Source organism: Janthinobacterium sp. SUN026 (genome assembly GCF_030397625.1).
Taxonomy (GTDB): Bacteria; Pseudomonadota; Gammaproteobacteria; order Burkholderiales; family Burkholderiaceae_D; genus Janthinobacterium; species Janthinobacterium kumbetense.
Genome location: NZ_JAPQNU010000001.1, coordinates 1,431,773 through 1,457,237 on the forward strand (window position 1 = coordinate 1,431,773; position 25,465 = coordinate 1,457,237).

Genomic DNA, 25,465 nt, shown 5'->3' on the forward strand with positions numbered 1-25,465 from the left:
CGCGCATCTTGAGTGCTAGAATGCAAGATTATCAATTCCCAGCCTGACGCTTTGGCCGTGGCTGCACTCTTGCAGAAGATGACACGCAGTAAACACAGCAATGCTTCCGTCCCTGAAGTGGCCACCATCGTTTTCCCCGTGGTGGCCATCGGCGCATCCGCCGGCGGACTCGATCCCATCGTTGCCTTCCTGGCGAACGTGCCGCAGGAGAGCGGGATTGCCTATGTGGTGATCCAGCATCTTGATCCCACGCAAAAGGCCATGCTGCCGGAACTGCTGCAGCGCGCCACCAGCATCCCCGTCACGGAAATCACGCACCAGGCGGAGTTGCGGCCCAACCATATCTATGTGATACCGTCGAATGCCGACCTGGGCTTGTCCAAGGGACGTTTCGTCCTCAGCGAACCGGTGCAGCTGCGCGGGCACCGCTTGCCCATCAATATCTTTTTCGAGAGCCTCGCAAGCGAGCTGGGCGAACTGGCCGTGGGCGTGATTTTTTCCGGCATGGGCAGCGACGGCACGCGCGGCTTGCAGGCGATCAAGCAGGCAGGGGGGCTGACCCTGGCCCAGCATCCGGACACGGCCAAGTTCGACATGATGCCGCAAAGCGCGATTGCCGCGGAAGTGGTGGACCTGGTCGACTTTCCCGACAAGATGCCGGACAAGATCATCACCTATCTGTTCCGCAGCAGTTTCCTCAGCCTGCCGGGCCATGAGCCGAACGGGCGCAATTCCTTGCAGGAAATTGTCGCCTTGCTGTCCGAACACACAGGCAACAGTTTTACGGATTACAAGATCAACACGGTGCTGCGGCGCATCGAGCGGCGCATGAGCTTGTATCAAATGACGTCGATGGAAGAATACGTGCCGTACTTGCGCGCCAATCCGGGCGAAATCGACTTGCTGTTCAAGGAATTGCTGATCGGCGTGACGAGTTTCTTCCGCGACCCGAAAGTGTGGGAATACCTGAAGATGGTCGCCTTGCCGCAATTGCTGGCGGCCCATCCGGACGGGCGCGCGTTCAAGGCCTGGGTGCCCGCCTGTTCCACGGGCGAGGAAGCGTATTCGCTGGCCATGGTATTCCATGAAGTGGTGGCCAGCATCAATCCGCCGTCGAAGTACAGCCTGCAGATCTTTGCCACCGACCTGTCGGCCGACGCCATCGACCGCGCGCGCCAGGGACGCTTTCCGCACAGCATCAGCAGCGACGTGTCGGCCGAACGCCTCGGGCGTTTCTTCTTGCGCGACAAGAATGATTATCACGTGAAAAAAGAGATACGCAACACGATCATCTTTGCCCAGCAAAACATCATTTCCGACCCGCCGTTCACCAAGCTCGACATCCTGTGCTGCCGCAATTTGTTGATTTATCTCAATGCCAAGCTGCAGCAGCGTTTGATACCCCTGTTTCATTACGCCTTGAACCGCGACGGGATTTTGCTGCTGGGCAGCGCCGACACGCCCGGCCATTTTTCCGACCTGTTTTCACCGCTGACCACGTCGACCCGGCTGTACCGCCGCCTCGACAACCTGGCGCGTCAGCGCCTGCCCACGTATTTTCCTACCAAGGTATCGTTGGCATCCCCCCCTACACCTAGCGACACGAGAGAAGTCAGCATGACTGGAAAGATTCAATCCCATGTCGAGCAATTATTGCTCCAGAAATATTCGCCGGCTGCCGCGCTGCTGAATCAGGATGGCGACATCCTGTACATCAACGGGCGCACGGGCGCCTTCCTCGAACCGGCAGCCGGCAAGGCCAACTGGAATATCCATGCGATGGCGCGCGAAGGCTTGCGCTACGAGCTGGCTGGCCTCATCAAGGAAGCCTTGCAGAGCGAGAGGGTGGTGCGCCTGAAGGGGCTGGTGGTCAAGGATCACCTGGGACAATCGCTGGGCGTCGACCTGAGCGCGGAAGCGCTGAGCCAGCCTGAATCCCTGCGCGGCATGGTGTTCGTCACGTTTGCCAGCGCGCCGCTGGTGGCCGAGGCGCGCCGCGGCCGCTCGCCGAACCCCAAGGTGTTGGAACTGGAACAGCAACTGGCGCAGGCGCGCAATGAAATCCAGGCCGTGCGCGACGAGATGCAGACGTCGCGCGAGGAACTCAAATCAGCCAACGAGGAACTGCAGTCGACCAATGAAGAGCTGCAATCGACGAACGAAGAGCTGACCACGTCGAAGGAAGAGATGCAGTCGCTCAACGAAGAGTTGTACACGGTCAATGCCGAGCTGCAATCGAAGGTCGATGATTTGTCGCTGGTCAATAGCGACATGAAGAATCTGCTCAATAGTACCGATATCGCCACCATTTTCCTCGACAGCGACCTGCGCATCCGCCGCTTCACGGCGCCGGCCACGCAAATCTACAAGCTGATCCAGACGGACTTGCGCCGTCCGCTCAGCGACATCGTCAACGACCTCGATTATCCGGGCCTGGAAGACGATGCGCTGGAAGTGATCCGCAGCCTGGTGTTTTGCGAGCGGCAAGTGGAAACCAAGACGGGGCGCTGGTACAACGTGCGCATCATGCCGTACCGCACGATCGAAAATGTGATCGATGGCGTGGTGGTGACCTTCATCAACATTACAGAGTCGAAACTGCTGGAAGCCCAGCTGCGCCAGATCCAGTCCGGCGCCGTGGCCGGTGGCAGTAGCGGCGAGCACGTGTCATGAGCGAACCATTCGACGGCAGCGCGCCGGCCCGCCTGAGAGAGCAGGCGGAACAATTGGCCGCAGAGCAGCGCCAGCCCGCGCCGCAGTCGAATGAAGACGTGATGCGTCAGTTGCATGAGTTGCAGGTCAGCCAGATCGAGCTGGAAATGCAGAGCGCGGCCCTGGCCGAGCTGGAACAGCTGAAAAATGAATTTGAAAGCAGCCGCGACCGTTATGCGCAGCTGTATGAACAGGCGCCCGTCAGTTACTTTTCGCTGGCGCGCGAAGGAGTGATCACGCGTGTCAACGTGGCAGCCTGCGGCTTGTTGCAACGTGACAAGAACCGGCTGCTGGGACGGCGTTTCGAGCAATTCGTCGCACCCCAGGCGCAGGGCGGTTTCCGGCGCTTCCTCGACGCCGTTTTCACCGGCGGCGCGCGCCAGGTGCTCGAAGCGCCGCTGTTCGAAGGCGAAGCGGGCGGCATGTGCGGCATGGTGCGCATCGAAGCCAATTACGATGCGGACAGCGCCACGGCGCGCATGCTGGTGACGGACCTGGGCGACGAGCACGCGCGCGAATCGGCCTTGCGGCGCGCCTTCGTGATACTCGACAGCATACGCGAAGGCGTGCTGGTGACGGACAGCGCCAACCGCATCATTTCCGTCAACCCCGCGTTCACCACCATCACCGGCTACCAGGCGGAGGAAGCCATCGGCCGCGATCCGTCCTTCCTCGGCGGCGGCACGCATCTGCCGCATTTTTATGAAGCCATGTGGCGCAGCCTGCACCAGGATGGCAGCTGGTATGGCGAACTGGTGAACCGGCGCAAGAATGGCGAGCGCTTCGTCGAATCGCTGTCGATCACGCCGATGCGCAGCCCGGATGGCGCGATCAGCCATTTTGTCGGCGTGTTTTCCGATATCACCGAGCGCAAGCTGGCCGAGGCGGACTTGCGCGAACTGCACCGCGAGCTGGACCAGCGGGTGGTCGACCGCACGGCCGAATTGCTGCGGGCCAACCAGCACCTGCAGCTGGAAGTACACCAGCGCGAGCGGGCGCAGGAAGCCTTGCGCGATGCCGAGCGCTTCTTTCACGCCACCATCGATTCCCTGACGGACCGGGTGCTGGTGCTGGACCGGGCAGGCCGCGTCGTACATGCCAACCAGGCTTGCCTGGCCTTCGTCGGGCAAACGCCGCAGCCGCTGCACTACCTGGAATTTTGCGACACGGACCCGCGCTGGCAGCGCAGCGCCGGGCGCGAGCTGGCCGCCGGCATCCGCTCCGTCATCGCCGGCAACGCGGACACGTTTGCGCTCGAGTATGAGTTTGCCACGCGCTCGGGTCCCCGCTGGTCGCAGGCCAGGATCAGCCGCTTCCTCGGCGAAGGGCCGCTGCGCGTGGTGGTGGCGCACACGGACATCACCGAACGCAAGCTGATGGATGGCGCCCTGCGCCAGTCGCATGCGCAGCTGCGCCAGCTGGCGCTGCACCTGGAAACGGCCAAGGAAGACGAGCGCAAGCGCATTTCGCGCGATATCCACGATGAACTGGGGCAAAACCTGCTGGCGCTGCGCATCGATATTTCCATGCTCAGCGCGCGCACGGAAGGCTCCCATCCGCGCCTGCACCGCCGGGTCGGCGCCGTGCTCAGCAACGTCGACACCACCATCAAGAGCGTGCGCGGCATCATGAACGAGCTGCGCCCGATGGCGCTGGACCTGGGCTTGCAAGCCGCCATCGAGTGGCAGGTGGGCGACTTCCGCAAGCGCAGCGGCGTCGCTTGCCAGCTGCTGATACGCGACGAGGCATTGTTTTCCGCCATCGGCAGCCAGGTCGAGATCGTGCTGTTCCGCATCGTGCAGGAAGCGCTCAGCAACGTCATGCGGCATGCCCAGGCCAGCCAGGTCGAGATCGAACTCAGTTCGGATGCCTGCGCCGTGTACGTGGCCATCAGCGACAACGGCATCGGCATCACGCCGCAGCAGCAGCGCAAGAAGCAGTGCTTTGGCCTGATCGGCATCGCCGAGCGCGTGACGGCGCTGGGCGGGCAGTTCGAGGTGGGTGTGCCGGCCTCGGGCGCCGGTTGCCGGCTGGCCCTGCAGATCCCCTTGCAGGGGACGGGACGGCCGGCCGCCTGATACAGAAATTGCAATGGGATAATTTTTGCCGACTCAGGCCGCCTGGACAGGCTATACTTTCGCCTGCTTTTTATGGAGGAGCAAATCTTGTTCAAGACAATCGTATTACCAGTCGCCTTGCTGGGCGCGTTCGCCGGCGCACACGCTGACGAAGGGCAGTGGCAACCACACCAATTGCCGCAGCTGAAAGCCGAACTGAAACGGGTCGGCATCGACATTCCTGCAGAAAAACTGGCCGACCTGAGCAAGCACCCGATGAGCGCCATCGTGTCGCTGGGCGGCTGCTCGGCCGCCTTCGTTTCCGACGCCGGCCTGGTGGTGACGAACCACCACTGCGCGTATGGCGCCGTGCAGCGCAATTCCACGCCGGAACACAATTACATCACCGACGGCTTCCTGGCCAAGACGCGCGCCGCAGAGCTGCCGGGCGGTCCGAACAGCCTCGTGTATGTGACGGACAAGGTGGAAAACGTCAGCGACCGCGTGCTGAAAGGCTTGACGGCCGACATGAGCGGCCGCGCGCGCCACGAAGCCGTGGAAAAGCGCATCAAGGACTTGATCGCCGAATGCGAAACGGACAAGATGTACCGCTGCTCCGTGCCCGCCTTCCACCGCGGCCTCGAGTACTACCGCATCCGCCAGATGATGATACGCGACGTGCGCCTCGTGTACGCGCCATCGGACAAGATCGGCAACTTCGGCGGCGATACCGACAACTACGAGTGGCCGCGCCACACGGGCGATTACTCGTTCCTGCGCGCCTACGTGGGCAAGGATGGCCGTCCGGCCGACCCGTCGCCCGACAACGTGCCGTACCAATCGAAGGATTTCCTGGTGGTGTCGGCCGAAGGCTTGAAAGCCGGTGACGGCATCTTGCTGGCGGGCTACCCCGGCCGCACCAGCCGCTACAAGCTGCCGGCGGAAATCCGTTTCGCGCGCGATACGGCCTTCCCCCTGAAAGTATCCGAACTGCAAGCGGACCTGGCCGTGATGGCCGACTCGACGAAGGGCGACGCTGCCGCTGCCGTGCGCTATGCGAGCGTGGTGAAAAGCATCAACAACGTGCTGAAGAAAACCCAGGGCTTGCTCGACGGTTTCGCCCGCAAGGACATCGCCGCCATCAAGGACGTGCAGGATGCCGAGTTCCGCGCCTGGTACGCGAAACAGCCGAACGTGTCGCCGACCCTGCTGGCCGAACTGGACGCGGCGATCGCCAGCGACATGGCCTTGAGCGAAGAAGAGTTCGCCTGGAGCGTGGCCACCAACAGCGACTTGCTGAAAAGCGCGCGCACCATCTACCGCCTGTCGCTGGAGCGCCAGAAAGCGGACGCCGAGCGCGAATCGGGCTTCCAGCAGCGCGACCTGGCCTTCATCAAGGCCCGCCTGGCCCGCCTGGAACAGTCGTATGTCAACAAGGTCGACCAGGCGCGTTTTGAAGCCGGTCTGAAGCGTTACGCGCAACTGGCGGCGAAGAGCCATCCGCAAGGCCTGGACGCGCTGCTGCCGGCGCCAGGCGCCGTGGCGGCCCTGTACCAGCAGACGCAACTGGCTGACACGGCCAAGCGCCTGGCCTGGCTGGAAAAGGACCAGGCCGCTGTTGCCCAGTCCGACGACGCCTTCATGGCGCTGGCCATCAAGCTGCAGCCCGTCGAAGCGGCGCTGGAAGAGCGCCGCAAGGAAATCGACGGCAACCTGGAACGCGTGATTCCGCAATACATGCAAGCCGTGATTGCCTGGAAGAAATCGCAAGGCAAGCCGGTCTATCCTGACGCCAACTCGACCCTGCGCGTCACGTATGGCACGGTATCGCCGTATTCGCCGCGCGACGGCATCACCAAGGGGCCGTTCACGACCGTGGAAGGCATCGTCGAGAAAGTCACGGGCAAGGCCCCGTTCGAAGCGCCGCAAGGCTTGATTGACGCCGTCAAGCAAAAACGCTACGGCCAGTTCCGCGACCCGGCACTGGGCACGGTGCCCGTCAACTTCCTCACCAGCGCGGACACCACGGGCGGCAATTCCGGTTCGGCCGTGATGAACAAGCGCGGCGAATTGATCGGCCTGAACTTCGATTCGACGTATGAATCGATCACCAAGGACTGGTACTTCGACACGGCCATCACGCGCGCCATCCACCTCGACATCCGCTACATGCTGTGGGTGATGAAGGAAGTGGACCACGCGGATAACTTGCTGCAGGAAATGACGATCAAGTATCCGAAGGCAGTGAAAGCTGCAAAGAAATAAGCTTCAGCTTGCGCTAGCGCAAAGCCGCATCCGCCGCAGGGCCGATGCGGCTTTTTTGCGGCCGCACCGTACGCGCGGCCGGCGCCTGCCGCATCGGCTGCGCCACGTATAATTCCGATCACTTTCCACTCTTATTTTTTCGACAGGCCCGCCATGCCCCCGACTCCCGCTTTACCACTTGATTGGCAGACATTTGAAACTGCCTACGACGTCGAAGAAACCTGCTTCAAGCTGGCCAGCGCGTCGCTGGCCTTGCTGGGCGCGTCCCCATTCAAGGACCAGGCATTTTCAGCCTTTGCCTTCAACGCCGTATCGTTCCCCTCCCTTTCGCTGAGCCTTGACACCGATCCCGCCAACCGGGAGCGCGATTACTATCCTCCGGACTGGTCGAACGAGTGCATCGAAGTCGACGTGCCGGAAATCGGCCAGCTGTGGGAGGAGGGCTATGCAAGGATCGAAGGCGCGCTGCTCGAGCTGATCGACGCTGCCGATGACGAACTGCTCGATGCCATCGAGGAAGGCTATCTGCACAGCCTGAGGAAAACCATGGTGCGGCTTGAAACGAGCCATGCGTTCGAGCAGATCAAGACCTGCCCGCGATTCTGGACCGTCGTCACGCAAATCGACGCCGATACGGAGGAAGAGGAGCGGCAGCTTGACCAGGTGCGCCAGGGCTTGCCGGCGTGAGCCTCCGCCGCCATTGCAGGCCGCGCGCTATAGCAGGGCTTGCCAGCGCCTGACTTCCGCGTCCGTCAGCATCGGCCCCCAGCCGCCACGGAGCGCCGCATCGTGCTGCACATAGTGCGCAAGCGGCGGCGCCGCCACGCCATGCCTGGCACAGATATCAAGCACGGCTTCCAGCTGGCGCCGGCTTGCCGCAAGGTCATCGCCATGCCAGGTACAGGCGCTCGTTTCCAGCACATGCCCGACAAGTTGCTCCAGCGCGCCGAGCAGGTGCCCGGGCAGCGCCATGCGCAGGTCGTCCGGCCAGGGATCGCCCATGCCCGTCATTGCCAGGCAGGCAAAGCCGCGCTCCCAGGCGGCAAAATCCCCGGGCGCGAGCTGCGCCACCTTCCACGCGTGGCCGGCGAACGCGGACAGCGCCGGGTGGTGCAGGGCATGCTGCCGGCAAAAGCGTTGCAGGCACGTGAGCGCAAGGCATTGCCTGGCAATCACGGAGAGCGTGTCTATCGATATGTCATGCATACATGAAGGGTGTTTCAAAATAATGGCCAGCCTCGGCTGAATGCGGCCGTGTCAACGTCCTGGCGCACGCTGGTTCAGCTTGAATCATTTCTCAAAGACAAGCCAGGACCAGCTCACCCCCGCTTGGCGATTCTGCGGCTGCACGGATGGCGCCTGCGTATGCAACATCACCTTGAGCTGATGTTGCATCGCGAGGTCTGCCGTTTCACTGGCGGGGACATCAAAGATGCGCCGCCCTTCAGGGGCCGGGCCATGTCGCAGGGACATGACGAGCATTGCGCCGGGCTTGAGCAAGGTGCTGATATTGCCCATTGCCGCCATCCTTTCTTCCGCTGCCAGATGCATCCAGACGGCCGCGACGACAATCAGGTCATACCTGCTCTGGCGCGCGCCGATCGCCGACAGCGCGGGCAGGCTATCGTCCACCCATTCAAGGTTGGCCACGGCCTGCGCCTTCATGCCCGCTTCGCGGAAGGCGGCAACGGGCTCAACGGCTGTCACCGTGTGCCCCAGGCTTGCCAGCCACGCCGCGTCGCCGCCAGTCCCGGCGCCGATATCGAGCACAGCGCCTGATCGCGTCGGCAAGAGATGACTGACGGGCCGATATTTATCCGGGAAATTGACGCTTGCGTAGCGGGCAATGAGCTGCCCGGCATTTTCCGCATAGCCCTCGGTGCCAGGGATGGTAGATGGATGCATGGGAGCGTGCATTTTCAGGCGGGACGACAGCCGTGGCGCAAAGTCGCACGTGGATGGGCGATTGACGACGCCATGTTCATTGAATGAAATTGCCTATTGTTTATTTATTAATAATGGGTGAATATTGCGTATATTATTGCGTATATAAGTTCAATTAAAGTATCCATGGAGAGTCATCTCATGACACAGTCCAGCAAGGTTTTTTCAGCCGTTGCGTTGAGATCATTGATACCCTCGTTCGCCTATCGCAGTAAATCCATACAGCAGGATACTGGCCTATTCCATGAGCCGAATGATTTTGTCATCCAGGTCGACGATGATGGACGATTCTGGGACAAGGAGGGGGCCGAGCGCGCACTTGACGTTATTCGGTATTCAGCGAAGAGCAAGAATACCATTGTAGTAGTTTTCGTCCATGGCTGGCATCACAATGCCGATCCCGATGATACCAATGCATTTGATTTTTCTCGTTCGCTTGCCAAGACCAGGGCTGTCCTGAATGATGCACCGCTTGGCGTCGCTGGACCCTATACGCGTTCGCGGATGAATCTGACCAGCAGCGGGGACGTGAATGTCATCGGCGTGTATGTCGGCTGGCGCGGTCGCTCGCTACCGATGCCGCTCAGTTTCTGCACTTTCTGGGGCCGTAAACGGGCGGCAGAACGGGTGGGGCAAGGCGACTTGCATCACTTTTTGCTCGCGCTCAATGGCCTTTATCGCGACCGCGGCGAAGCCCGGCGCGAGTCGGAAAATACGCCTTTCATGGGGTTGCTTGCGTTTGGGCACAGCTTTGGTGGGCAGGTCGTCTTCAAAGCTGTTGCTGAAACAATCGAAAAAGAACTGGCGGCTGACAAGGCCGGGCCATTGCAAGGTTTTGGCGATTTGACCGTGCTGGTCAATCCGGCACTTGAAGCGGCACAGTATGAAAATATCCACCAGATGGCATCGCGCCGCAGCTATGACAAAGCGCAGGCGCCAGTCATGTTGGTTATTTCATCCCAGGGCGATTGGGCTCGCAAGTGGGCGTTTCCTATCGGCCGCGCACTCGGCTCGACCATCAATGGCAAGCCTGACGATGACAGGTGGCCGTTGTGGGGCAAGGCGCTTGGCGAATATGGCCCGCAGCGAACCCACGTAATGAGCGTGAAGTTGGACGAGCCAGTTGTCGAGCAAAATTTCGATCCGGCCGAATATGAGCATAGTCCATGCAAGGTCGCGCAGCGCGACCTGTCTGCCGAAAAGAAATATGGAAATGTTGATTTCCGGCCGATAGAACCACACCGTCCCTACAATCCCTTCATTGTTGCCTACACGGATAACAATCTGGTGATTGGACATAGCGGTATTTTTGAAAATTCGCTGCGTAGCTTCATCAATGACTTTGTTGCCCTGACTCAAGGTAAGAGGATGATTGTAGGAGGGAAAACGCTGCAGTGTTAGCGTCGGCCTTTTGCCTGCGGCGTCGATGACAGCGACGCAGCTTGAAGAGGCGGGCCTTGAAATATTATTCTTGTCCGATTTTATTCTTTGCCTGCATGAATGCCTCCACGGGCAACTGAAAAAAGCGCGGCACCATGGCCGGCGACAGCTCGTCGCCGCCGTCCGCCATGGCCAGGCGGCCACTCAGCAGCAGCATCACGTAGCCGTGGCCCAGCGACCAGCCGGCGCTGGCGGCGGCCTTGTCCCAGCGCGCATCGAGGCCCGCTTCGCGCACGGCCGCGCCGGCCGTCTGCAGCACGTACTGGAAGCACGCCTGCGCCGCGTCCTGCAGGGCGGGGAACTGGCGCACGTCCTGGTGTTCGAACATCAGTCGGTAGTGGGCCGGCGCGGCCAGGGCGAATTCGATGTATTGCTGGCCCAGCAACTGAAAACGCTGTTCGGAAGGCAGGCTGCCCTGCGGCGGCAGTTCGGCTTCCCATTTGGCGATCAGGCTGGCGAAGCCGGCCGCCGCCACGTCGGCCAGCAAGGCTTCCTTGCTGGGGAAGTGGCGGTACACGGCGGCGATCGACACGCCCACCGTGCGCGCCAGTTCGCGCAGGGAAAGGGCGGCGTCGTGCTGTTGCGCCAGTTGCGCGATGGTGGCGGCGACCAGGGTGTCGCGCAGGTTGCCATGGTGATAATTGCTGTTCGTGCTCATGTTATGTTATCGCTGTTCACATTGTCGTGTATGATGGCCATGTTATCACTGAACACATGGAGAGCACATGCAAGAGATAAGCAACGTGGTACGCGCCGTGGCCTTGCCGCCAGGCGCCAGCATCGCCCCCTTGTATCCGGGCAGCAACCTGGCCGACGCGTATGCCGTCGAGTTGCCGACTGCGCAGGCGCGCCAGATGGACATGGAAAGCCTGGCGCGCGTGCTGCTGGGCAGTCAGCCGGGCTGGGCGCGCAAGCTGATGGTGGTGCGCGACGCCATCGTGGCGCGCTTCGGCATCCGGACGGCCAGGCAGATGGAAGCCAGGCCTGGCAAGCGCATCGGCATCTTCCGCATCTTTGCCGTCAGCGACGATGAAATCATCGTGGGCGAGGATGACAGCCACCTGGACTTCCGTTTGTCGGTGCTGCGCAACCGCGACGCGGGGCGGCATGGCAGCGTGACCATGTCCAGCGTCGTGCATTGCCATAATCGGGTGGGGCGCGCCTACATCCTGGTGATCCGGCCTTTCCACAAGCTGATCGTGCAGCGTTCGCTGGCGCGCGCCGTCAAGGGCGGCTTTGCCTGAGCGGGGAAGGCGGCTGGCGGTGCGGGCAATCTTGCTTATTCATGGCTGGTATTGCATACTGCACCACCAGCCTCATCACGATTCCCATGAACGATACGCTTCTCCTGCTGGGTTTTGCCACCACGCCGCTTGAACTGATTTCCTTTGTCCTGGCATTGACAACCGTTGCGCTGAACATCCGCCAGAATCACTGGGCGTGGCTGTTCGCCATCATTTCCTCGGCCGCCTACGGTTTCGTGTTTTTCGAATCGCGCCTGTATGGCGACATGGCCTTGCAACTGCTGTTCATCAGCGTCTCGTTCTGGGGCTGGTACCAGTGGCTGCATCCGGCCAGCGGCGGCAAGACCCTGCCCGTGACGCGCCTCGACGGCCGCGGCTGGCTGGCATGCGCCGTCGGCTGGCTGGTGGGCTTCCTGCTCATCGCCTGGCTGCTGACGACGACGGACACGGACGTGCCCCATGCGGACGGTTTCCTCACGGCAGGCAGCCTGGTGGGACAATTCCTGCTGTCGCGCAAGAAACTGGAAAACTGGATCGCCTGGATCATCGTCGACGTGCTGTACGTGTGGCTGTATGTGCACAAGGGCCTGACCCTGACGGCCGTGCTGTACGCGTTCTTCGTCGTGATGGCCGTCATCGGCTTGCTGGCGTGGAGGAAGTCGGCCCCGGCCGCGCCGAGCGCGATGGTCCTCAAGTGATGGAGCGTTGCGTGCGCGTGGCCATCCTGGGCGCGGAATCGTCGGGCAAGTCGACTCTGGCGGCGGCCCTGGCCGAGCGCCATGGCACGGTGTGGGTGCCCGAGTATTTACGCGAGTTTGTGGAAACGCAAGGCAGGGTGCCCGTCGCGGCGGATCAGTATGGTATTGCGCGTACGCAAGTCGAACGCGAAGCGGCCGCTGCCGCCCAAGCCCGCCACTTCCTGTTCTGCGACACGACGCCCTTGATGACGGTGGTGTACAGCCGCCATTATTTTCACGGTGCAGATGCGCAACTGGCGGCGCTGGCCGATGCCACGCAGTACGATCTGACCCTGGTCACGGCGCCCGACAGCCCCTGGGTGGCCGATGGCTTGCAGCGCGAGTCCGAAGCCGTGCGCCAATTGATCTACCGCTACCTGCTCGATGAGCTCGACGCGCGCGGCATCGTCTACCACGTGCTGCGCGACAGCCTGGAAGCGCGCCTGGAACAGGCGGCGCCTTTGCTGCAGCAGGCGCTCGCTGCGGCGCCTGCCATTTCCCTCAATTAAAAGTCAAACTGCGCCGAGACCTTGAAGGTGCGGCTGGCGCCCGGATACAGATAGCCATCCGATTCCGGCGTCACGTCGCGCCAGTAGAACTTGTCGGCCACGTTGTTGACGGCGGCGCGCAGCACGGCGCGCGTGCCGGCGATGCGCGTGGCGTACGCGGCGCCCAGGTTGAACACGTTGTACGACGGCACGAAGGTCGTGTTGCTGTACTCAAACGCTTTCTTGCCCGCATATTCCCAGCTGCCATTCACGCTCAAGCCCGCCACCTGTTGCACGGCGTAATCCGCATGCACGGCCGCCTTGAAGGCCGGCACGTTGGGCACGCGCTTGCCGTCGAGGTCGGCATTGCCCGTGCCTGACTGCTGGCTGTTCAGGGCCGTCACGGACGCGCCCAGGCTCAGGCTGGACGATGCCTTGCCCTGGGCCGACAATTCCAGCCCCCGGTGCTGGGCCTGGCCTTCGCGCACGAAGTTGTAGGCGCTCTTGCTGCTGTCGACGTACTGGTTGAATTCCAGGCCCTTGCGGATCTGGAACAGGCTGGCCGTCAGCATGAAGTCCGGCGTCACATCCATCTTCACACCCAGTTCGATCTGCTTCGAGCGGCTGGGCGACAATTCCACGTTCGCATTGAGCGCCTTGCGGTCGGCCGTGCCGCCATGTTCCATGCCCTGCGAATAGGCCGCATACACGGAGAGATTGTCGAGCGGGGTGTAGACGAGCGAGACGTTGGGCAGCAGGAAATCGTGCTTGGCGCGGATTTCCGTATCGGCCTTGAGTACATACTGGTAGCCGTCGACATTGATATGGCGCAAGCCGCCATGCAGTTTCCAGTCCGGCGCCAGGCTGACGATGTCCTGCACGAAGACGGAGTTTTCCGTGTCCTTGCGCACCAGGCGCACGGGGCCCGTGACGCCGGGCGAGGTGCCGACAATCTGCGGCTGGTAGATGTTGCTCACGCCCACCCAGTCGTACACGTACAGACCGGCGCGGTCCTTGCGGCGGAAGGTCGAGACGCCGGCCGTGAATTCATGGCGCAGGGAACCGGTGGTGAACTTGCCCTGGATCATGGCTTGCGCGCTCAGCGGTTTTTTCGTCTCGCCCAGGCTACGGTAGTCATACACGTCGAAGTCGCCATTGCCGCAGAAGCCGGGGTACAGGTCTTGCGCGCTGCAGCCGTACGGGAAGGCCGTGTAGTCGTCGCGCTTGAACGAGTGCTGGTTGGCCGACAGGGTGGCATGCCAGTCGTCATTGAACGCGTACTGGAAGCGCAGGCCGAGATTGCTGGTGACGGTTTCCACGGGACGCGTCCACGGCTGCAGGTTGAGCATGGCGTCGGCGCTGATGCCGGTTGGCAAGGTTTTATTGTTCAGCAGCTGGAAGCCGGGCGCCGTCGCCTGCGCCTTGTCCTGGTAGTCGGCATCGATTTGCAGCAGCGCTTGCGGGGAAATCTGCCAGTCGAAGGCGCCGGAAATGAACTTGCGGTTGCCGTCCGCGCCCTTGATGTAGGAGCGCAGGCGCTCGGCCGCCACGTTGACGCGGTAACCGAAGCGCGTGTCTTCCAGGCGGCCGCCCAGGTCGATGGCGCCGTACACGGTGCCGCGCTCGCGCGTTTCCACGGTGACCGTGCGCAGCGGGGCGGCGGTGGGACGCTTGACGATGAAGTCGATCACGCCGCCCGGCGCGGCCACGCCTGCCTGCAAGCCGGCCAGGCCCTTCAGCACTTCGATGCGTTCCTTGTTTTCCAGCGGGATTTGCGTGTCGCCAGGAATGGCCACGCCATCCTTGCGGTAGCTGGAATTGTTGTCGAGCTTGAAGCCGCGGATGGAAAACTGTTCCGCATAGCCGACGGCGTTGTAGGCGTCGTTGATGCTGGTGTCGAGCTTGACTGCATCGCTGAGATTGCGGATCTGCAAGTCCTGCATGTCTTTTTGCGAAATGACGGTGACGGATGCCGGCGTCTGCAGCAGCGGCGCGTCACTGAAGCCGCCCACGGAGGCGCGCTTGGCGGCCGGCGCCTTGCTGGCCGTGACGACGACTTCGGCCATGCTTTGCGCCTGCGGGTCGGCTGCGTCGGAAGCCAGGGCGGGCGCGGCAAACGCGTGCAGGATGGCCAGGGTCAGAACAGAAACGGATAAATTCGGTGTGGACATAGATTGCTCGTGGTTCAAGCCGTCTCTGGGAAAGAGCACGGCAGGCTGCTTGTTCGGCTGGCGCCAACGCAGGAGCTATCAAAGGAGGGAGGTACTTTGCGCTTTCCTTCGCTGGCATTATCCAGATCAGGTACGAAGGGTATCTCTCACCCGGATGACTGCTCCAGGACCCCTAGCGAAATGACAGCTTAGCATGAACCACGGCCAGCTGTCCCACCCGGCTGACCGTTTTACAACAGTGTGGTGCGAATCTACAGACTGAGTTCCAGCACCTTGCGGCTGACGGCGGGCGTCACTTCGCGCTGTTCGCCCAGGGCCGTCATGCCGTGCGCTTCCAGGGCGGACACGACGGCGTCCACGCTGGCGTGATTCAGGCCGTAGTCGGCCAGGCGCGTCTTGACGCCCATGTGGCGGAAGAAGAATTCCGTGCGCGCGATGGCGGCCTCGATGCGGCCGTCCTCGTCGCCGCCGTCCAGGCCCCACACGCGGGCCGCGTATTGCAGCAGCTTGGCGCGCTTGGCTTGCTTGCGCACGCGCAACATGCTGGGCAGGATGATGGCCAGGGTTTGCGCATGGTCGAGTTCGTACAAGGCCGTCAATTCGTGGCCGATGGCGTGCGTGGACCAGTCCTGCGGCACGCCCACTCCGATCAGGCCGTTCAAGGCCAGGGTGGCGCTCCACATCACGTTGGCGCGCACGTCGTAGTCGTCCGGGTGCGACAGGGCTTTTGGGCCTTCTTCGATCAGCGTCAATAAAATGCCTTCGGCGAAGCGGTCTTGCACGGACGCGTTCACAGGGTAGGTCAAATACTGTTCCATCACATGCGCAAACGCATCGACGACGCCATTGCCCACCTGGCGCAGCGGCAAGGTGAACGTCTTCGACGGGTCCAGCACGGAGAATTTAGGATAGACCTTGCGGCTCATGAACGAGCGCTTTTCCTGCGTGGCCTTGCGCGTGATCACGGCCGAGCCATTCATTTCGGAACCCGTGGCCGGCAAGGTCAACACGGTGCCGAAGGGCAGGGCGGCTTCGACGATCTTGCCGCCTTTGGCCAGGATGTCCCAGGCCACGCCTTCGTGCAGGGCGGCCGCGGCGATGAACTTGGTGCCATCGACCACGGAACCGCCGCCGACGGCCAGCAGGAAATCGATGCGCTCGCTTTTCACCATGGCCACGGCCTGCATCAGGGTTTCATAGCTGGGATTGGGTTCGATGCCGGCAAATTCCAGCACCGTATGGCCGGCCAGCGCCGCCTTGACTTCATCGTAGACGCCGTTTTGCTTGATGCTGCCGCCGCCATACGTCATGAGCACTCTGGCCTGGGGCGGGATCAGCGCCGTGATGGCGGCGATCTGGCCCTGGCCGAAAAGGATTTGCGTCGGATTGTAAAAGTCGAAATTGAACATGGGGCTCCTGCCGCTGAGGTTTAGGCTGTTGCTGAGCCATGATTATGGCCGAATGGGTGGAAACGTGCCGTGGACGCTTGAGCTTTTCGTCCGCGCGGTGGAGAATGCAGCCGATGTCACCACCACGCGAAAAGGAATGCGCATGACCACCGTCCCACTGGAAGAATCCGGCCTGCCGGCCACCGCGCTCGACATGCACCGCGCCATCGGCGCCACCATCGCCGCACTGCAGGCGCTGGACTTGAACAGCCAGCGCTTCGAGGCGTGCACGGACCCGGAACTGCGCCGCGTGCTCGCGCATGCGGGCGACACCAGCCGCAAGGAAGCGGCCATGCTGCTCGAATGGATGCGCCGCCGCGACGCGCGCCTGGACACGGCCATGAAGGAAGCGCTGTTCAAGGCGGGGCCGATTGTTGCCCAGTATCACTATGACGAGAAAATATTGTAACTATTGGTTTGTTGCTGTGGCGTACCATGCGCCACTTTCGCATCGCTTCGCGTAGACTGTGCCCCTAATTAAATTTAACGTCGGATAGCAGCGGCTGTCCGGTGTATTTCAGGGGGCTTCAAGAAATGAGATCATTACCATACCGAGAAGGCAGCTGGTTTGCCGTGCCCTTGCCGGGCGGCGGCTATGCCGTCGGCGTGGTGGCGCGCAGGGCGCCTGCCGGGCGCATCATGCTGGCGTATATGTTCGGGCCGAAGCGCGACAGCTTGCCCACGCTGGAAGAGCTGGAAGGCTTGCGCCCGGAACAGGCCGTGCGCCGCCTGCGCACGGGCGACATGGCCCTGCTCAACGAGCGCTGGCCCCTGCTGGGCGACAGCCGCCACTGGGAGCGCGATGCCTGGCCCATGCCGGCCTTTATCCGCCGCAATGAATCCTTGCAGCGCGCCTGGCGCGCCAGCTATGCGGATGCCGACCCTGCCAAGCTGAACCGCGAGGAATCGATTCCCTTCGATACGCCGGGCATGGAAAGCGATTCCCTGTACGGCTATGGGGCGACGGAATTGTTGATGAATAAATTGCTGGCGCAGGAACAGGCGTCCGCCTGAGCGGCAGGGAACGGCACAACTGTACCGTTCCCGTCCGTTTACGCCGCTGGCAAGCTGATCTGAAACGCGAGGCCGCCGCCTTCGCGGTTGCGCACTTGCAATTCGGCGCCATGGCGCAGCAGCACGCGGTCGACGATGGCCAGACCTAAGCCTGCGCCATTGGCCTGACCACGCGCCGTGTCGAGGCGGGTGAACGGCTTCATCAGCTGCTCGATCTTTTCCGCCGGCACGCCCGTGCCGTGGTCCTGCACCTCAATGATCACTTTTTTCGCGCCGTGGCTGGTGCGCACCTGGCAGGCGATGTCGATTTCCGTCACGTCGCTGTCCGGCGTCTTGCCATAGCGGCGCGCATTTTCGATCAGGTTGTTCAGCACGCGGCGCAGGTCCGTGGGGTTCCCCATCGCATGCGCGCCGTCGGCGATGCTGGCGTTGATCTTCACGTCCGGCAGGCGCATCGCTTCGCGCGTCATGTCGTTGAGCAAACCACTGAGGTCGACGTCGGTAAAGCTCGACGCCTCCGTCGGCCTGGCATAGTCGAGGAACTGGCCGATGATGGCGTCCATTTGCCCGATATCGGACTGGATGCCTTCGCGCGCCTCGTCCGACAGGTTCGCCATTTCCACTTCCAGCTGCATGCGCGCCAGCGGCGTGCGCAAGTCGTGCGAAATGCCGGCCAGGATCACGGCGCGGTCCGATTCCACCTGTTTCAGGTCGTCGACCATCTGGTTGAAGCTGCGGTTCGCCTCGATGATTTCGATCGGCCCCTTTTCCGGCAGCGGCGCCGGCTGCTTGCCCTTGGCGATGTCGCGCGCGGCCGCCGTCAAGCGCGACAGCGGCAGATTGATCAGGCTGGAAATGATGGCCGCGCCCAGCAGGGACAGCAGGGACACGAGGCTGGCCCAGCCCAGCCACTGGAAGCCCGTCAGGCCGCGCAGGCGCTCGCGGTCCAGCATCAGCCAGTATTCGTCGTCGTCGATCTTGAAGCTGACCCAGAAGCCGGCCACGCCGTTGACGCGCGCGGAAAAGCGCGTGTCCTTGCCCAGCTTGGCCTTCACCAGCGCCTCGATGTCGGGCATCAGGTAATTGTCGGGCGGCGGCTCGATGCGGTCGTCCTCTTCCAGCGAGAAGATGCGGATGCCTTCATTGCTGACGAGGTCGAACAGCAGCTCGCGCCGCAACTCGGGCGCCGAGTGCGTCAAGGCCGCATGCGTGATGGTGACGACGGAAATGATCTGGGCGGAAATCTGCTGCGCCTGCGGCTCGCGCTGGATGAAGGAAATCATGCTGAACCACGCGATCATGCTGACCGTGGTCAAGGTGCCGAGCAGCAAAAAGGTGCGCCAGAACAAGCCGCTTTTCAGCCGCGCCAGGCTGATATCGGGAAAAAGCTTCATCATGCCTCGCCAGCGATCAGCGCGGCTGTCCGTCCGGGATGAAGACGTAGCCGAGGCCCCATACGGTCTGGATGAACAGCGGGCTCGACGGATCTGGCTCGATCAGCTTGCGCAGGCGCGAGATTTGCACGTCCAGGCTGCGGTCGAACACTTCGTATTCGCGGCCGCGGGCCAGTTCCATCAGTTTTTCGCGCGACAGGGGCTGGCGCGCATGGCGGGCAAACACTTTCAGCACGGAAAACTCGCCCGTGGTCAGGGGCACCGTTTCGCCATTCTTTTTCAGGGTACGCGTGCCCAGGTCCAGCACGAAGTCGCCGAATTCGAAGGTTTGCGGCGTTTCCGACGGCGCGCCCGGGATTTCATCGGGACCCTTGCGGCGCAGCACGGCGCCGATGCGGGCCACCAGCTCGCGCGGATTGAACGGTTTCGGCAGGTAATCGTCGGCACCCATTTCCAGGCCCACGATGCGGTCCACGTCTTCGCCCTTGGCCGTCAGCATGATGATCGGCGTCTGGTCGCCCGCGCCGCGCAGGCGGCGGCAGATCGACAGGCCGTCTTCGCCCGGCAGCATCAGGTCGAGCACCAGCAGGTCGTAGCGTTCGCGCAGCCACAGCTTGTTCATGGCCGTCGCGCTCTCTGCCGTGAAGACATTGAAACCCTGTTCGGTCAGGTAGCGGCGCAGCAGGTCGCGCAGGCGCACATCGTCATCGACCACCATGATTTTTGCCTGGTGGCCGTGGATCGATTGCGTTGGTGTGTTGCTGCCGGAAGTGGAGGTTGTGGTCATTTAGGGTGTCGTGTTATCTTATATTAGTTGCTATAGTAACGCCTCGCGCGGCGTCGGCAAGGGGCTGTGGCGACCCATTACAAAGTGTTACAAACTTTACCCAATTACTCTTACTGCACCGTGTAAAGCATCATACACTGGGGCCACAGTGGAAATCAGCTTTAAGTTTATACGGCATCGCGGAAGAGGAACTCAATGAATATCTTTACTAAAAAAATTCACGCCGCTCCCAGCGCAGCTATTGCCGCACGTACAACTGTGCTGTCCGCATTTGCCGTTTGCTCCGTGTTTGCCGCCAGCCTGGCGTCAGCGCAAAACCAGCCGCCGCCACGCCGTGACGACCAGCAGCAAATGCAGGCCCAGCGGTATGAACAGGTACAGCGCACCAGCAGCAATGATACGCGAGTGCGCGAACAGCGTGACGCACGCAGTTTCGACACGCGCGCCGAAGAGCAGCGCCGCGCCAACGAAGGCGCCGACGCTTCGCGCCGCACGGGCCGCATGACGCCCGACGAGCGGCGCGACCTGCGCCGCCAGATCAACGAAGTGGGCCAGGATATCTATTCCAACCCGCCGCGCCGCTAGGCAGCCATCCCCCCTCCGACAGGGCCATCTCGCAAGACATGGCCCTGTTTGCATCTGGCCGCATGCATTGTTGCTGAGTCAGGCACACGGCCCCGCCCCGTGATATTGTTCTAGTGCACGGAGGCAATTCTTTGAAATGGCTGCTGGGGGAGGCAAGGCGTGAGCGACGACGACACACCCGTTCCGGATGCGGTCCCCGCAGGCGGCTTGCCGCACGGCCTGGTCCAGCGCGACGAGGGCGTGTTCCTGGACCTGTCGCTGGCGCCGGCGCAGCTGCGCGCCGCCGTCGACCAGCTGTTCCAGTCGGGGCAGTTGCTGGCGGGCCTAGATTACGGTTTGTTCCTGCTGACCCTGTTCCATGCGCCCGCACCCCGCGCCGCGCCCAAGGGTGACGCCTTGCTGCGCATCGCCGTGCGCGTGGCGCCATTCCCGCCCCAGCGCCGCGCGCTGTATAAACAGATCAAGATCCGTGGCGACAACGCCGAGTTTTACTTTGAAACCTTGCCTGCCGACGCGGATGGCCAGGCGCCGGCGCGCCGCGAGTTTGACGAGCTGGTGGCTGACTTGTGGTGCAAGGGCGTGCACTACGGCATCGATAGCGTGGCCGTGCGCGCCATGCTCGCCAGCGGCAAGGCCGAGCGCATCACGGTGGCGCGGGTGCTGCCGCCGCAGCCGGGGCGCGACGCCCAGCTGGTCGAAGTGTCGCAAGGCATCCACCGCGACGACGCGCCGCGCGAACGCTCCGATGGCCGCCTGGATTTGCTCAGCTTCAAGAACCGCTTCCCGCAAGTGAAAAAGCACGCGCGCCTGCTGCGCCTGCTGCCGGGCACGCCCGGCTTGCCTGGCTATGACCTGGCCGGCAAGGCGCTGCCGCCGTCCGCGCCGCTGGAACTGGACCTGGCTGCGGTGGCGGGGCCAGGCACGTCGGTCGAGTATTTCAGCGATGGCGCTTTCGTCGTCGCCACCATGGATGGCTATGTGAATGTCGATGAGCACGGCAAGATGTCGATCGAAAACAAGATCGTCAGCCGCGAAGGCGTCAGCAGCCGCACCACTGGCAATCTGAAGCTGCGCGCCGCCTACGAGGAGTACGGCGAAGTGCAGGAGCAGCGCCAGCTCGACGGCAGCGACATCACCATCCATGGCGACGTGTATGGCCATCTGCACTCGCATGGCGGGTTGATATGGCTCAAGCGCAACCTGGTGGGCGGCACGGCCTTCAACGAGCACGGCGACGTGCGCGTCGAGGGCGTCGCTTCCGGTTCCGTGCTGCAGGCGCTGAGCGGCGAAGTGCACGTGAAGCGGGCCGAAAGCTGCGTCATCGCCGGCACGCGCGTGGTGATCGACAGCGCCAGCAATTGCGAGATCATCGCCGACGAGGTCGTCATCGAACTGGCCGAAGGCTGCGCCGTGGCGGCGCGCACCATCCGCATCGGCAGCGCCGGTCCCCGCAGGCAGGTGGAAATGCTGCTGTTCCCCCTCGTGCCCGACTTGAGCGCGCTGGAGCAAAAGATCGGGGAAAGCCTGGCGAAGGCGGCGCAATTCCTGCAGGTGCAGCACAAGCGCCAGCAGGAAATAGATGCCATCGCGCAATTGCCCGAGGTGCGCAACTACCTGACCCTGGCGGGCCAGCTGCGGCGCGGCGAATTGCAGCTGCAGCCAATGCAACAGGTGCAGTACGACAAGCTGGCCGCGCGCATCGCTCCCGTGCTGAAAGAGGTGGCGCGGCTGCGCGTGGAAGTGAAACAGTCGGAAATCCTGCACGCGCAGATGCTGGCGCTGGTGGAACAATTGCGCCAGGAGCGGCAGGCGATGGCGGGCCAGTCGCGCTGCTCCCTGGGCCTCGTCGATGGCGAGACGACGGTGCGCGCCCTCGTCGTGCCGCCCGGACCGGCCAAGGTCTACGACCGGCCGCCGAAGGAAATCAAGGCCTTGCTGCGCAGCGCCACGCCGGCCACGCAGCCCGTGTTTGCGGACAGCACGGGCAGCCTGGACTGGACCTACCAGCCGCCACTCTGATCAGTCGATAACCTTGCCGCGAGATTGTTTGAGGACGCTGTGCGTGCTCTTGCTGTCGAGACGGCGCCGCTGCGAGCTGCGCGTGGGCTTGGTGGCGCGGCGCACGGCGGGCAGGAAAGTCACGCTGTCGATGATTTCCTGCAAGCGCCGCAACGCCTCTTCCTTGTTCTGCTCCTGGCTGCGCGACTGCTGCGCCTTGAGCACCAGTACGCCATCCTTGCTGATGCGGCTGTCGCGCAGGGCCAGCAGCCGTTCCTTGTACGCTTCCGGCAGCGACGAGGCGGCGATGGGGAAGCGCAGATGGATGGCGCTGGACACCTTGTTGACGTTCTGCCCGCCCGGACCCTGGGCGCGGATGGCGGAAAATTCAACTTCAGCGGGGTTGACGAGGTGTTGCATGGCCTGCCTGTGGGGGGATGATGTGGGTATTGTAAGGGAAGATGGCTGCGCCGGCGCAAGGCGGGGCGCCGAGGTCAGGCTGGCCTTCCGGGAAAGTTGAGTTTTCTCAACGCCGCCTGCGGCGATGCTGGTTAGCATGGGGCCAACGTTGCGCCACTGCGCATCCTGGCAGCGCTTACCGGATGAAAGGAACACCATGCAGCCCACGACCACGCCTGGCGCCGCAACCGCGCAATACCTGACGCAGTACTTGAGCTTCCGGCTGGGCGGCCTGGAATACGGCCTCGATTACCGTTGCGTGCGGGAATTGCGCCCCCTGAAGGAACTCGACCGTTTTTCCTCGGAAGGGGAAGTGCTGCACAGCGTGGCCGTCTCGCGCGGCGTGATCATTCCCATCGTCGACATGCGCGCCGCGTTCGGCAGCGCCCACGGCGCGCCCGACCCGGCCACCGACGTGATCATCCTGCAGCTGAGCAATGGCGTGATGGGCATGGTGGTCGATGGCGTCACCGATATCGTCAGCCTGGCGCCCGCCGACATCGCCGCCGTGCCCGGCCTGGGCGAGACGGAAGCCGATTATCTGCTGGGCCTGGGCACGGTGGCGGGACGCCGATTGATCCTCGTCGACATCGACCGCCTGATGGCGATCCGCAGCCCCAGCCCCATGCAGGCGGCATAAAAAAAGACGACCCGGAAGTCGTCTTTTGTCGCTACTTGCTTAACCGAGCTTTTCGAGTTGATCTTGCAAGTCCAGCCATTCCGCTTCCAGTTGCGCCAGGTCCTTGGTGAAGAAGGTCTGGTCGGCCAGCAATTGCTTCAGCTTGGCCTTGTTGGCCGCGTCATAGATGGTCGGCTCGCCCAGCTTGGCGTCGGTTTCCGCCTTTTGCGCATTGCGCTTGGCGATCTGCTCTTCCTGGCGCTTGATCTTGTTTTCGATCGGCTTGCGCAGGGCGGCCGTTTTCTGGCGCTCTTCCGCTTCCTTGCGCTTGTCGCGCACGGGCGCGGCAGGGGCGGCGGCTACCGGCGAAGGTACGGAAGACGTCACGGGGAAGTCCGTCTTGTTGGCTTTGCCGGCGGCCGGCAGCACGTCCGTGCCTTTGCCCAGCTTGGTCTTGAACAGCCAATCCTTGTAGTCGTCCAGGTCGCCGTCGAACGGTTGCAGCTTGCCGTCGGCAACGATGATGAATTCGTCGGTGGTGGCGCGCAGCAAGTGGCGATCATGGGACACGACGACCAGGGTGCCTTCGAACTGGGCCAGCGCTTCCGTCAGCGCTTCGCGCGTTTCCAGATCCAGATGGTTGGTCGGTTCATCGAGCAGCAGCAGGTTCGGACGCTGCCAGACGATCAGGGCCAGCGCCAGACGGGCTTTTTCGCCGCCCGAGAACGGTGCGATCGACGCGGTGACCATGTTGCCGGGGAAGTTGAAGCCGCCGAGGAAGTTGCGCAGTTCCTGCTCGCGCACGGTCGGGGCGATCTTCGCCAGATGCCACAGCGGCGATTCGTCGTGGCGCAGCATTTCCACCTGGTGTTGGGCGAAGTAGCCGATGTTGAGGCCCTTGCCCATGGTGGCGTCGCCCGTCAGCGGCATCAGTTCGCCGGCGATGGTCTTGATCAGGGTCGATTTGCCGGCGCCATTCTGGCCCAGCAAGCCGATGCGCTGGCCGATCTGCAGCGAAAACTTGATGCCGTTGACGATGGTTTTATGCGTGATTTCGCCCGTCGCTTCGTTCTCGATCTTGTAGCCCGCATCGACGTCTTCCATCACCAGCAGCGGGTTCGGAGCCGACAGCGGCTCGCGGAATTCGAACGAGAATTCGGCGGCGGCGCGCAGTGGCGCCAGTTCTTCCATCTTCGCCAGCGCCTTCATGCGGCTTTGCGCCTGGCGGGCCTTCGAGGCTTGCGCCTTGAAGCGGTTCACGAACGATTCCAGATGGGCGCGCTTGCGCTGCTGCTTTTCCAGCGCGCCGGCGGCCAGGATCATCTGCGCCGCGCGTTGGCGTTCGAAGCTCGAATAGTTGCCCGAGTAGCGTTTCAGCTTGCGCTCGTCGATATGCACGACCACGTTGACGACTTCATCGAGGAAGTCGCGGTCATGGGAAATGATCAGCAAGGTGCCGGCGTAGCGCTTGAGCCAGTCTTCCAGCCAGATGATGGCGTCCAGATCCAAGTGGTTGGTCGGTTCATCGAGCAGCAGCAGGTCGGACGGGCACATCAGCGCTTGCGCCAGGTTCAGACGCATGCGCCAGCCGCCGGAGAAACTGGCCACAGGTTGCTGCATCTGGTCCAGCGTGAAGCCCAGGCCCAGCAGCAATTGCTCGCCGCGCGATTGCACGGTGTAGGCGTCGGCATCGGCCATGGCGCTGTAGATTTCGCCGATGGCGATACCGTTTTCCGACGTGGCAGGCTCCGATTCCAGGCGCGCCAGTTCCGCTTCCAGTTTGCGCAGGGTGACGTCGCCATCGATCGCATAGTCGAGCGCGGCACGGTCCAGCGGCGGCGTTTCCTGCGCCACGTAAGCCACGCGCCACTTGGCCGGGAAATCGATCTCGCCCTGGTCAGGGTGCAATTCGCCACGCATCATGGCGAACAGGCTCGATTTGCCCGCGCCATTGGCGCCGATCAGGCCGATCTTGTCGCCCGGATTGAGGGTGACATCGACTTGTTCGAGCAACGGTTTGATGCCGCGCATCAGGCTTACTTGTAGGAAACGTATCATTTTTTTCTTTGTGTTGTAAATTAAGGCGCTGCGCGCTGACGCCAG

At 62.7% G+C, this 25,465-nt stretch carries 22 protein-coding genes and 1 riboswitch; of the genes, 13 read left to right on the top strand and 9 right to left on the bottom strand.

What is annotated here, in order from left to right; all coding sequences use genetic code 11:
* The first annotated feature begins 78 nt into the window (after positions 1 to 78).
* The 4 genes from OX459_RS06525 to OX459_RS06540 all read left to right on the top strand — a co-directional run bounded on the left by OX459_RS06525 (position 79) and on the right by OX459_RS06540 (position 7,721).
* On the top strand, positions 79 to 2,673 hold the full coding sequence (locus OX459_RS06525) for a chemotaxis protein CheB (protein ID WP_289904258.1): 2,595 nt from the start codon (positions 79 to 81) through the stop codon (positions 2,671 to 2,673).
* The gene (locus tag OX459_RS06530; protein ID WP_289904259.1) at positions 2,670 to 4,790 is read left to right on the top strand and encodes a PAS domain S-box protein; all 2,121 of its coding nucleotides are present in this window, start codon (positions 2,670 to 2,672) and stop codon (positions 4,788 to 4,790) included. Before OX459_RS06525 ends, OX459_RS06530 begins: the two co-directional genes overlap by 4 nt.
* Positions 4,791 to 4,877: 87 nt before the next feature.
* On the top strand, positions 4,878 to 7,034 hold the full coding sequence (locus OX459_RS06535; protein ID WP_354669650.1) for a S46 family peptidase: 2,157 nt from the start codon (positions 4,878 to 4,880) through the stop codon (positions 7,032 to 7,034).
* Between the two features lie 153 nt (positions 7,035 to 7,187).
* Positions 7,188 to 7,721 (top strand): hypothetical protein, encoded by a 534-nt coding sequence (locus OX459_RS06540; protein WP_289904261.1) that lies wholly within the window; start codon positions 7,188 to 7,190, stop codon positions 7,719 to 7,721.
* Between the two features lie 27 nt (positions 7,722 to 7,748).
* Here the strand turns inward: OX459_RS06540 and OX459_RS06545 are convergent, their stop codons facing one another.
* Both OX459_RS06545 and OX459_RS06550 read right to left on the bottom strand, forming a co-directional pair.
* Positions 7,749 to 8,240 carry a hypothetical protein gene (locus OX459_RS06545; RefSeq protein WP_289904262.1) on the bottom strand — a complete coding sequence of 164 codons (492 nt, stop codon included), beginning with the start codon at positions 8,238 to 8,240 and terminating at the stop codon, positions 7,749 to 7,751.
* An 84-nt stretch (positions 8,241 to 8,324) separates the two neighbouring features.
* On the bottom strand, positions 8,325 to 8,939 hold the full coding sequence (locus OX459_RS06550) for a class I SAM-dependent methyltransferase (RefSeq protein WP_289904263.1): 615 nt from the start codon (positions 8,937 to 8,939) through the stop codon (positions 8,325 to 8,327).
* A 180-nt stretch (positions 8,940 to 9,119) separates the two neighbouring features.
* Between OX459_RS06550 and OX459_RS06555 the strand changes: the two genes are divergently transcribed.
* Positions 9,120 to 10,379 (top strand): hypothetical protein, encoded by a 1,260-nt coding sequence (locus OX459_RS06555; protein ID WP_289904264.1) that lies wholly within the window; start codon positions 9,120 to 9,122, stop codon positions 10,377 to 10,379.
* A gap of 64 nt (positions 10,380 to 10,443) precedes the next feature.
* Here the strand turns inward: OX459_RS06555 and OX459_RS06560 are convergent, their stop codons facing one another.
* A complete protein-coding gene (locus OX459_RS06560; RefSeq protein WP_289904265.1) occupies positions 10,444 to 11,076 on the bottom strand; it encodes a TetR/AcrR family transcriptional regulator in 633 nt (210 codons plus the stop codon).
* Positions 11,077 to 11,143: 67 nt separating this feature from the next.
* On the opposite strand from OX459_RS06560, the gene OX459_RS06565 reads away from it, so the two are divergent.
* The 3 genes from OX459_RS06565 to OX459_RS06575 all read left to right on the top strand — a co-directional run bounded on the left by OX459_RS06565 (position 11,144) and on the right by OX459_RS06575 (position 12,908).
* Positions 11,144 to 11,662: a DUF2867 domain-containing protein gene (locus tag OX459_RS06565; RefSeq protein ID WP_289904266.1), complete on the top strand. Its 519-nt coding sequence runs from the start codon at positions 11,144 to 11,146 to the stop codon at positions 11,660 to 11,662.
* Positions 11,663 to 11,748: 86 nt separating this feature from the next.
* Entirely contained in the window at positions 11,749 to 12,360 is a 612-nt protein-coding gene (gene pnuC / locus OX459_RS06570) for a nicotinamide riboside transporter PnuC (protein ID WP_099667198.1), read from the top strand.
* Positions 12,360 to 12,908 (top strand): ATP-binding protein, encoded by a 549-nt coding sequence (locus OX459_RS06575; protein WP_289904825.1) that lies wholly within the window; start codon positions 12,360 to 12,362, stop codon positions 12,906 to 12,908. The genes pnuC and OX459_RS06575 overlap by 1 nt, the downstream gene beginning before the upstream one ends.
* On the opposite strand, the gene OX459_RS06580 is transcribed toward OX459_RS06575, so the two are convergent.
* Together OX459_RS06580 and OX459_RS06585 are read right to left on the bottom strand one after the other, a co-directional pair.
* Entirely contained in the window at positions 12,905 to 15,058 is a 2,154-nt protein-coding gene (locus OX459_RS06580; RefSeq protein ID WP_289904267.1) for a TonB-dependent siderophore receptor, read from the bottom strand. The genes OX459_RS06575 and OX459_RS06580 overlap by 4 nt on opposite strands.
* Positions 15,059 to 15,144: 86 nt before the next feature.
* Positions 15,145 to 15,242, bottom strand: a riboswitch (TPP riboswitch).
* Positions 15,243 to 15,309: 67 nt separating this feature from the next.
* A complete protein-coding gene (locus OX459_RS06585; RefSeq protein ID WP_099667201.1) occupies positions 15,310 to 16,467 on the bottom strand; it encodes an iron-containing alcohol dehydrogenase in 1,158 nt (385 codons plus the stop codon).
* A gap of 142 nt (positions 16,468 to 16,609) precedes the next feature.
* Between OX459_RS06585 and OX459_RS06590 the strand changes: the two genes are divergently transcribed.
* Positions 16,610 to 16,915 carry a hypothetical protein gene (locus tag OX459_RS06590; protein ID WP_034750230.1) on the top strand — a complete coding sequence of 102 codons (306 nt, stop codon included), beginning with the start codon at positions 16,610 to 16,612 and terminating at the stop codon, positions 16,913 to 16,915.
* A gap of 125 nt (positions 16,916 to 17,040) precedes the next feature.
* Complete coding sequence (locus tag OX459_RS06595; protein WP_099667202.1) at positions 17,041 to 17,520, top strand: Imm26 family immunity protein; 480 nt, start codon at positions 17,041 to 17,043, stop codon at positions 17,518 to 17,520.
* Between the two features lie 38 nt (positions 17,521 to 17,558).
* On the opposite strand, the gene OX459_RS06600 is transcribed toward OX459_RS06595, so the two are convergent.
* Both OX459_RS06600 and ompR read right to left on the bottom strand, forming a co-directional pair.
* Positions 17,559 to 18,917 carry a sensor histidine kinase gene (locus OX459_RS06600; RefSeq protein WP_077406916.1) on the bottom strand — a complete coding sequence of 453 codons (1,359 nt, stop codon included), beginning with the start codon at positions 18,915 to 18,917 and terminating at the stop codon, positions 17,559 to 17,561.
* Between the two features lie 13 nt (positions 18,918 to 18,930).
* Entirely contained in the window at positions 18,931 to 19,632 is a 702-nt protein-coding gene (gene ompR, locus OX459_RS06605; RefSeq protein WP_223278807.1) for a two-component system response regulator OmpR, read from the bottom strand.
* Between the two features lie 264 nt (positions 19,633 to 19,896).
* Between ompR and OX459_RS06610 the strand changes: the two genes are divergently transcribed.
* Entirely contained in the window at positions 19,897 to 20,286 is a 390-nt protein-coding gene (locus tag OX459_RS06610; RefSeq protein ID WP_289904268.1) for a hypothetical protein, read from the top strand.
* 159 nt (positions 20,287 to 20,445) lie between these two features.
* On the top strand, positions 20,446 to 22,305 hold the full coding sequence (locus OX459_RS06615; RefSeq protein WP_289904269.1) for a flagellar assembly protein A: 1,860 nt from the start codon (positions 20,446 to 20,448) through the stop codon (positions 22,303 to 22,305).
* Here the strand turns inward: OX459_RS06615 and arfB are convergent, their stop codons facing one another.
* On the bottom strand, positions 22,306 to 22,704 hold the full coding sequence (gene arfB / locus OX459_RS06620) for an alternative ribosome rescue aminoacyl-tRNA hydrolase ArfB (RefSeq protein WP_034779396.1): 399 nt from the start codon (positions 22,702 to 22,704) through the stop codon (positions 22,306 to 22,308).
* Positions 22,705 to 22,900: 196 nt separating this feature from the next.
* On the opposite strand from arfB, the gene OX459_RS06625 reads away from it, so the two are divergent.
* A complete protein-coding gene (locus OX459_RS06625; protein ID WP_077406904.1) occupies positions 22,901 to 23,383 on the top strand; it encodes a chemotaxis protein CheW in 483 nt (160 codons plus the stop codon).
* 39 nt (positions 23,384 to 23,422) lie between these two features.
* Here the strand turns inward: OX459_RS06625 and OX459_RS06630 are convergent, their stop codons facing one another.
* Positions 23,423 to 25,420 carry an ATP-binding cassette domain-containing protein gene (locus OX459_RS06630; RefSeq protein WP_289897235.1) on the bottom strand — a complete coding sequence of 666 codons (1,998 nt, stop codon included), beginning with the start codon at positions 25,418 to 25,420 and terminating at the stop codon, positions 23,423 to 23,425.
* Between the last annotated feature and the right edge of the window lie 45 nt (positions 25,421 to 25,465).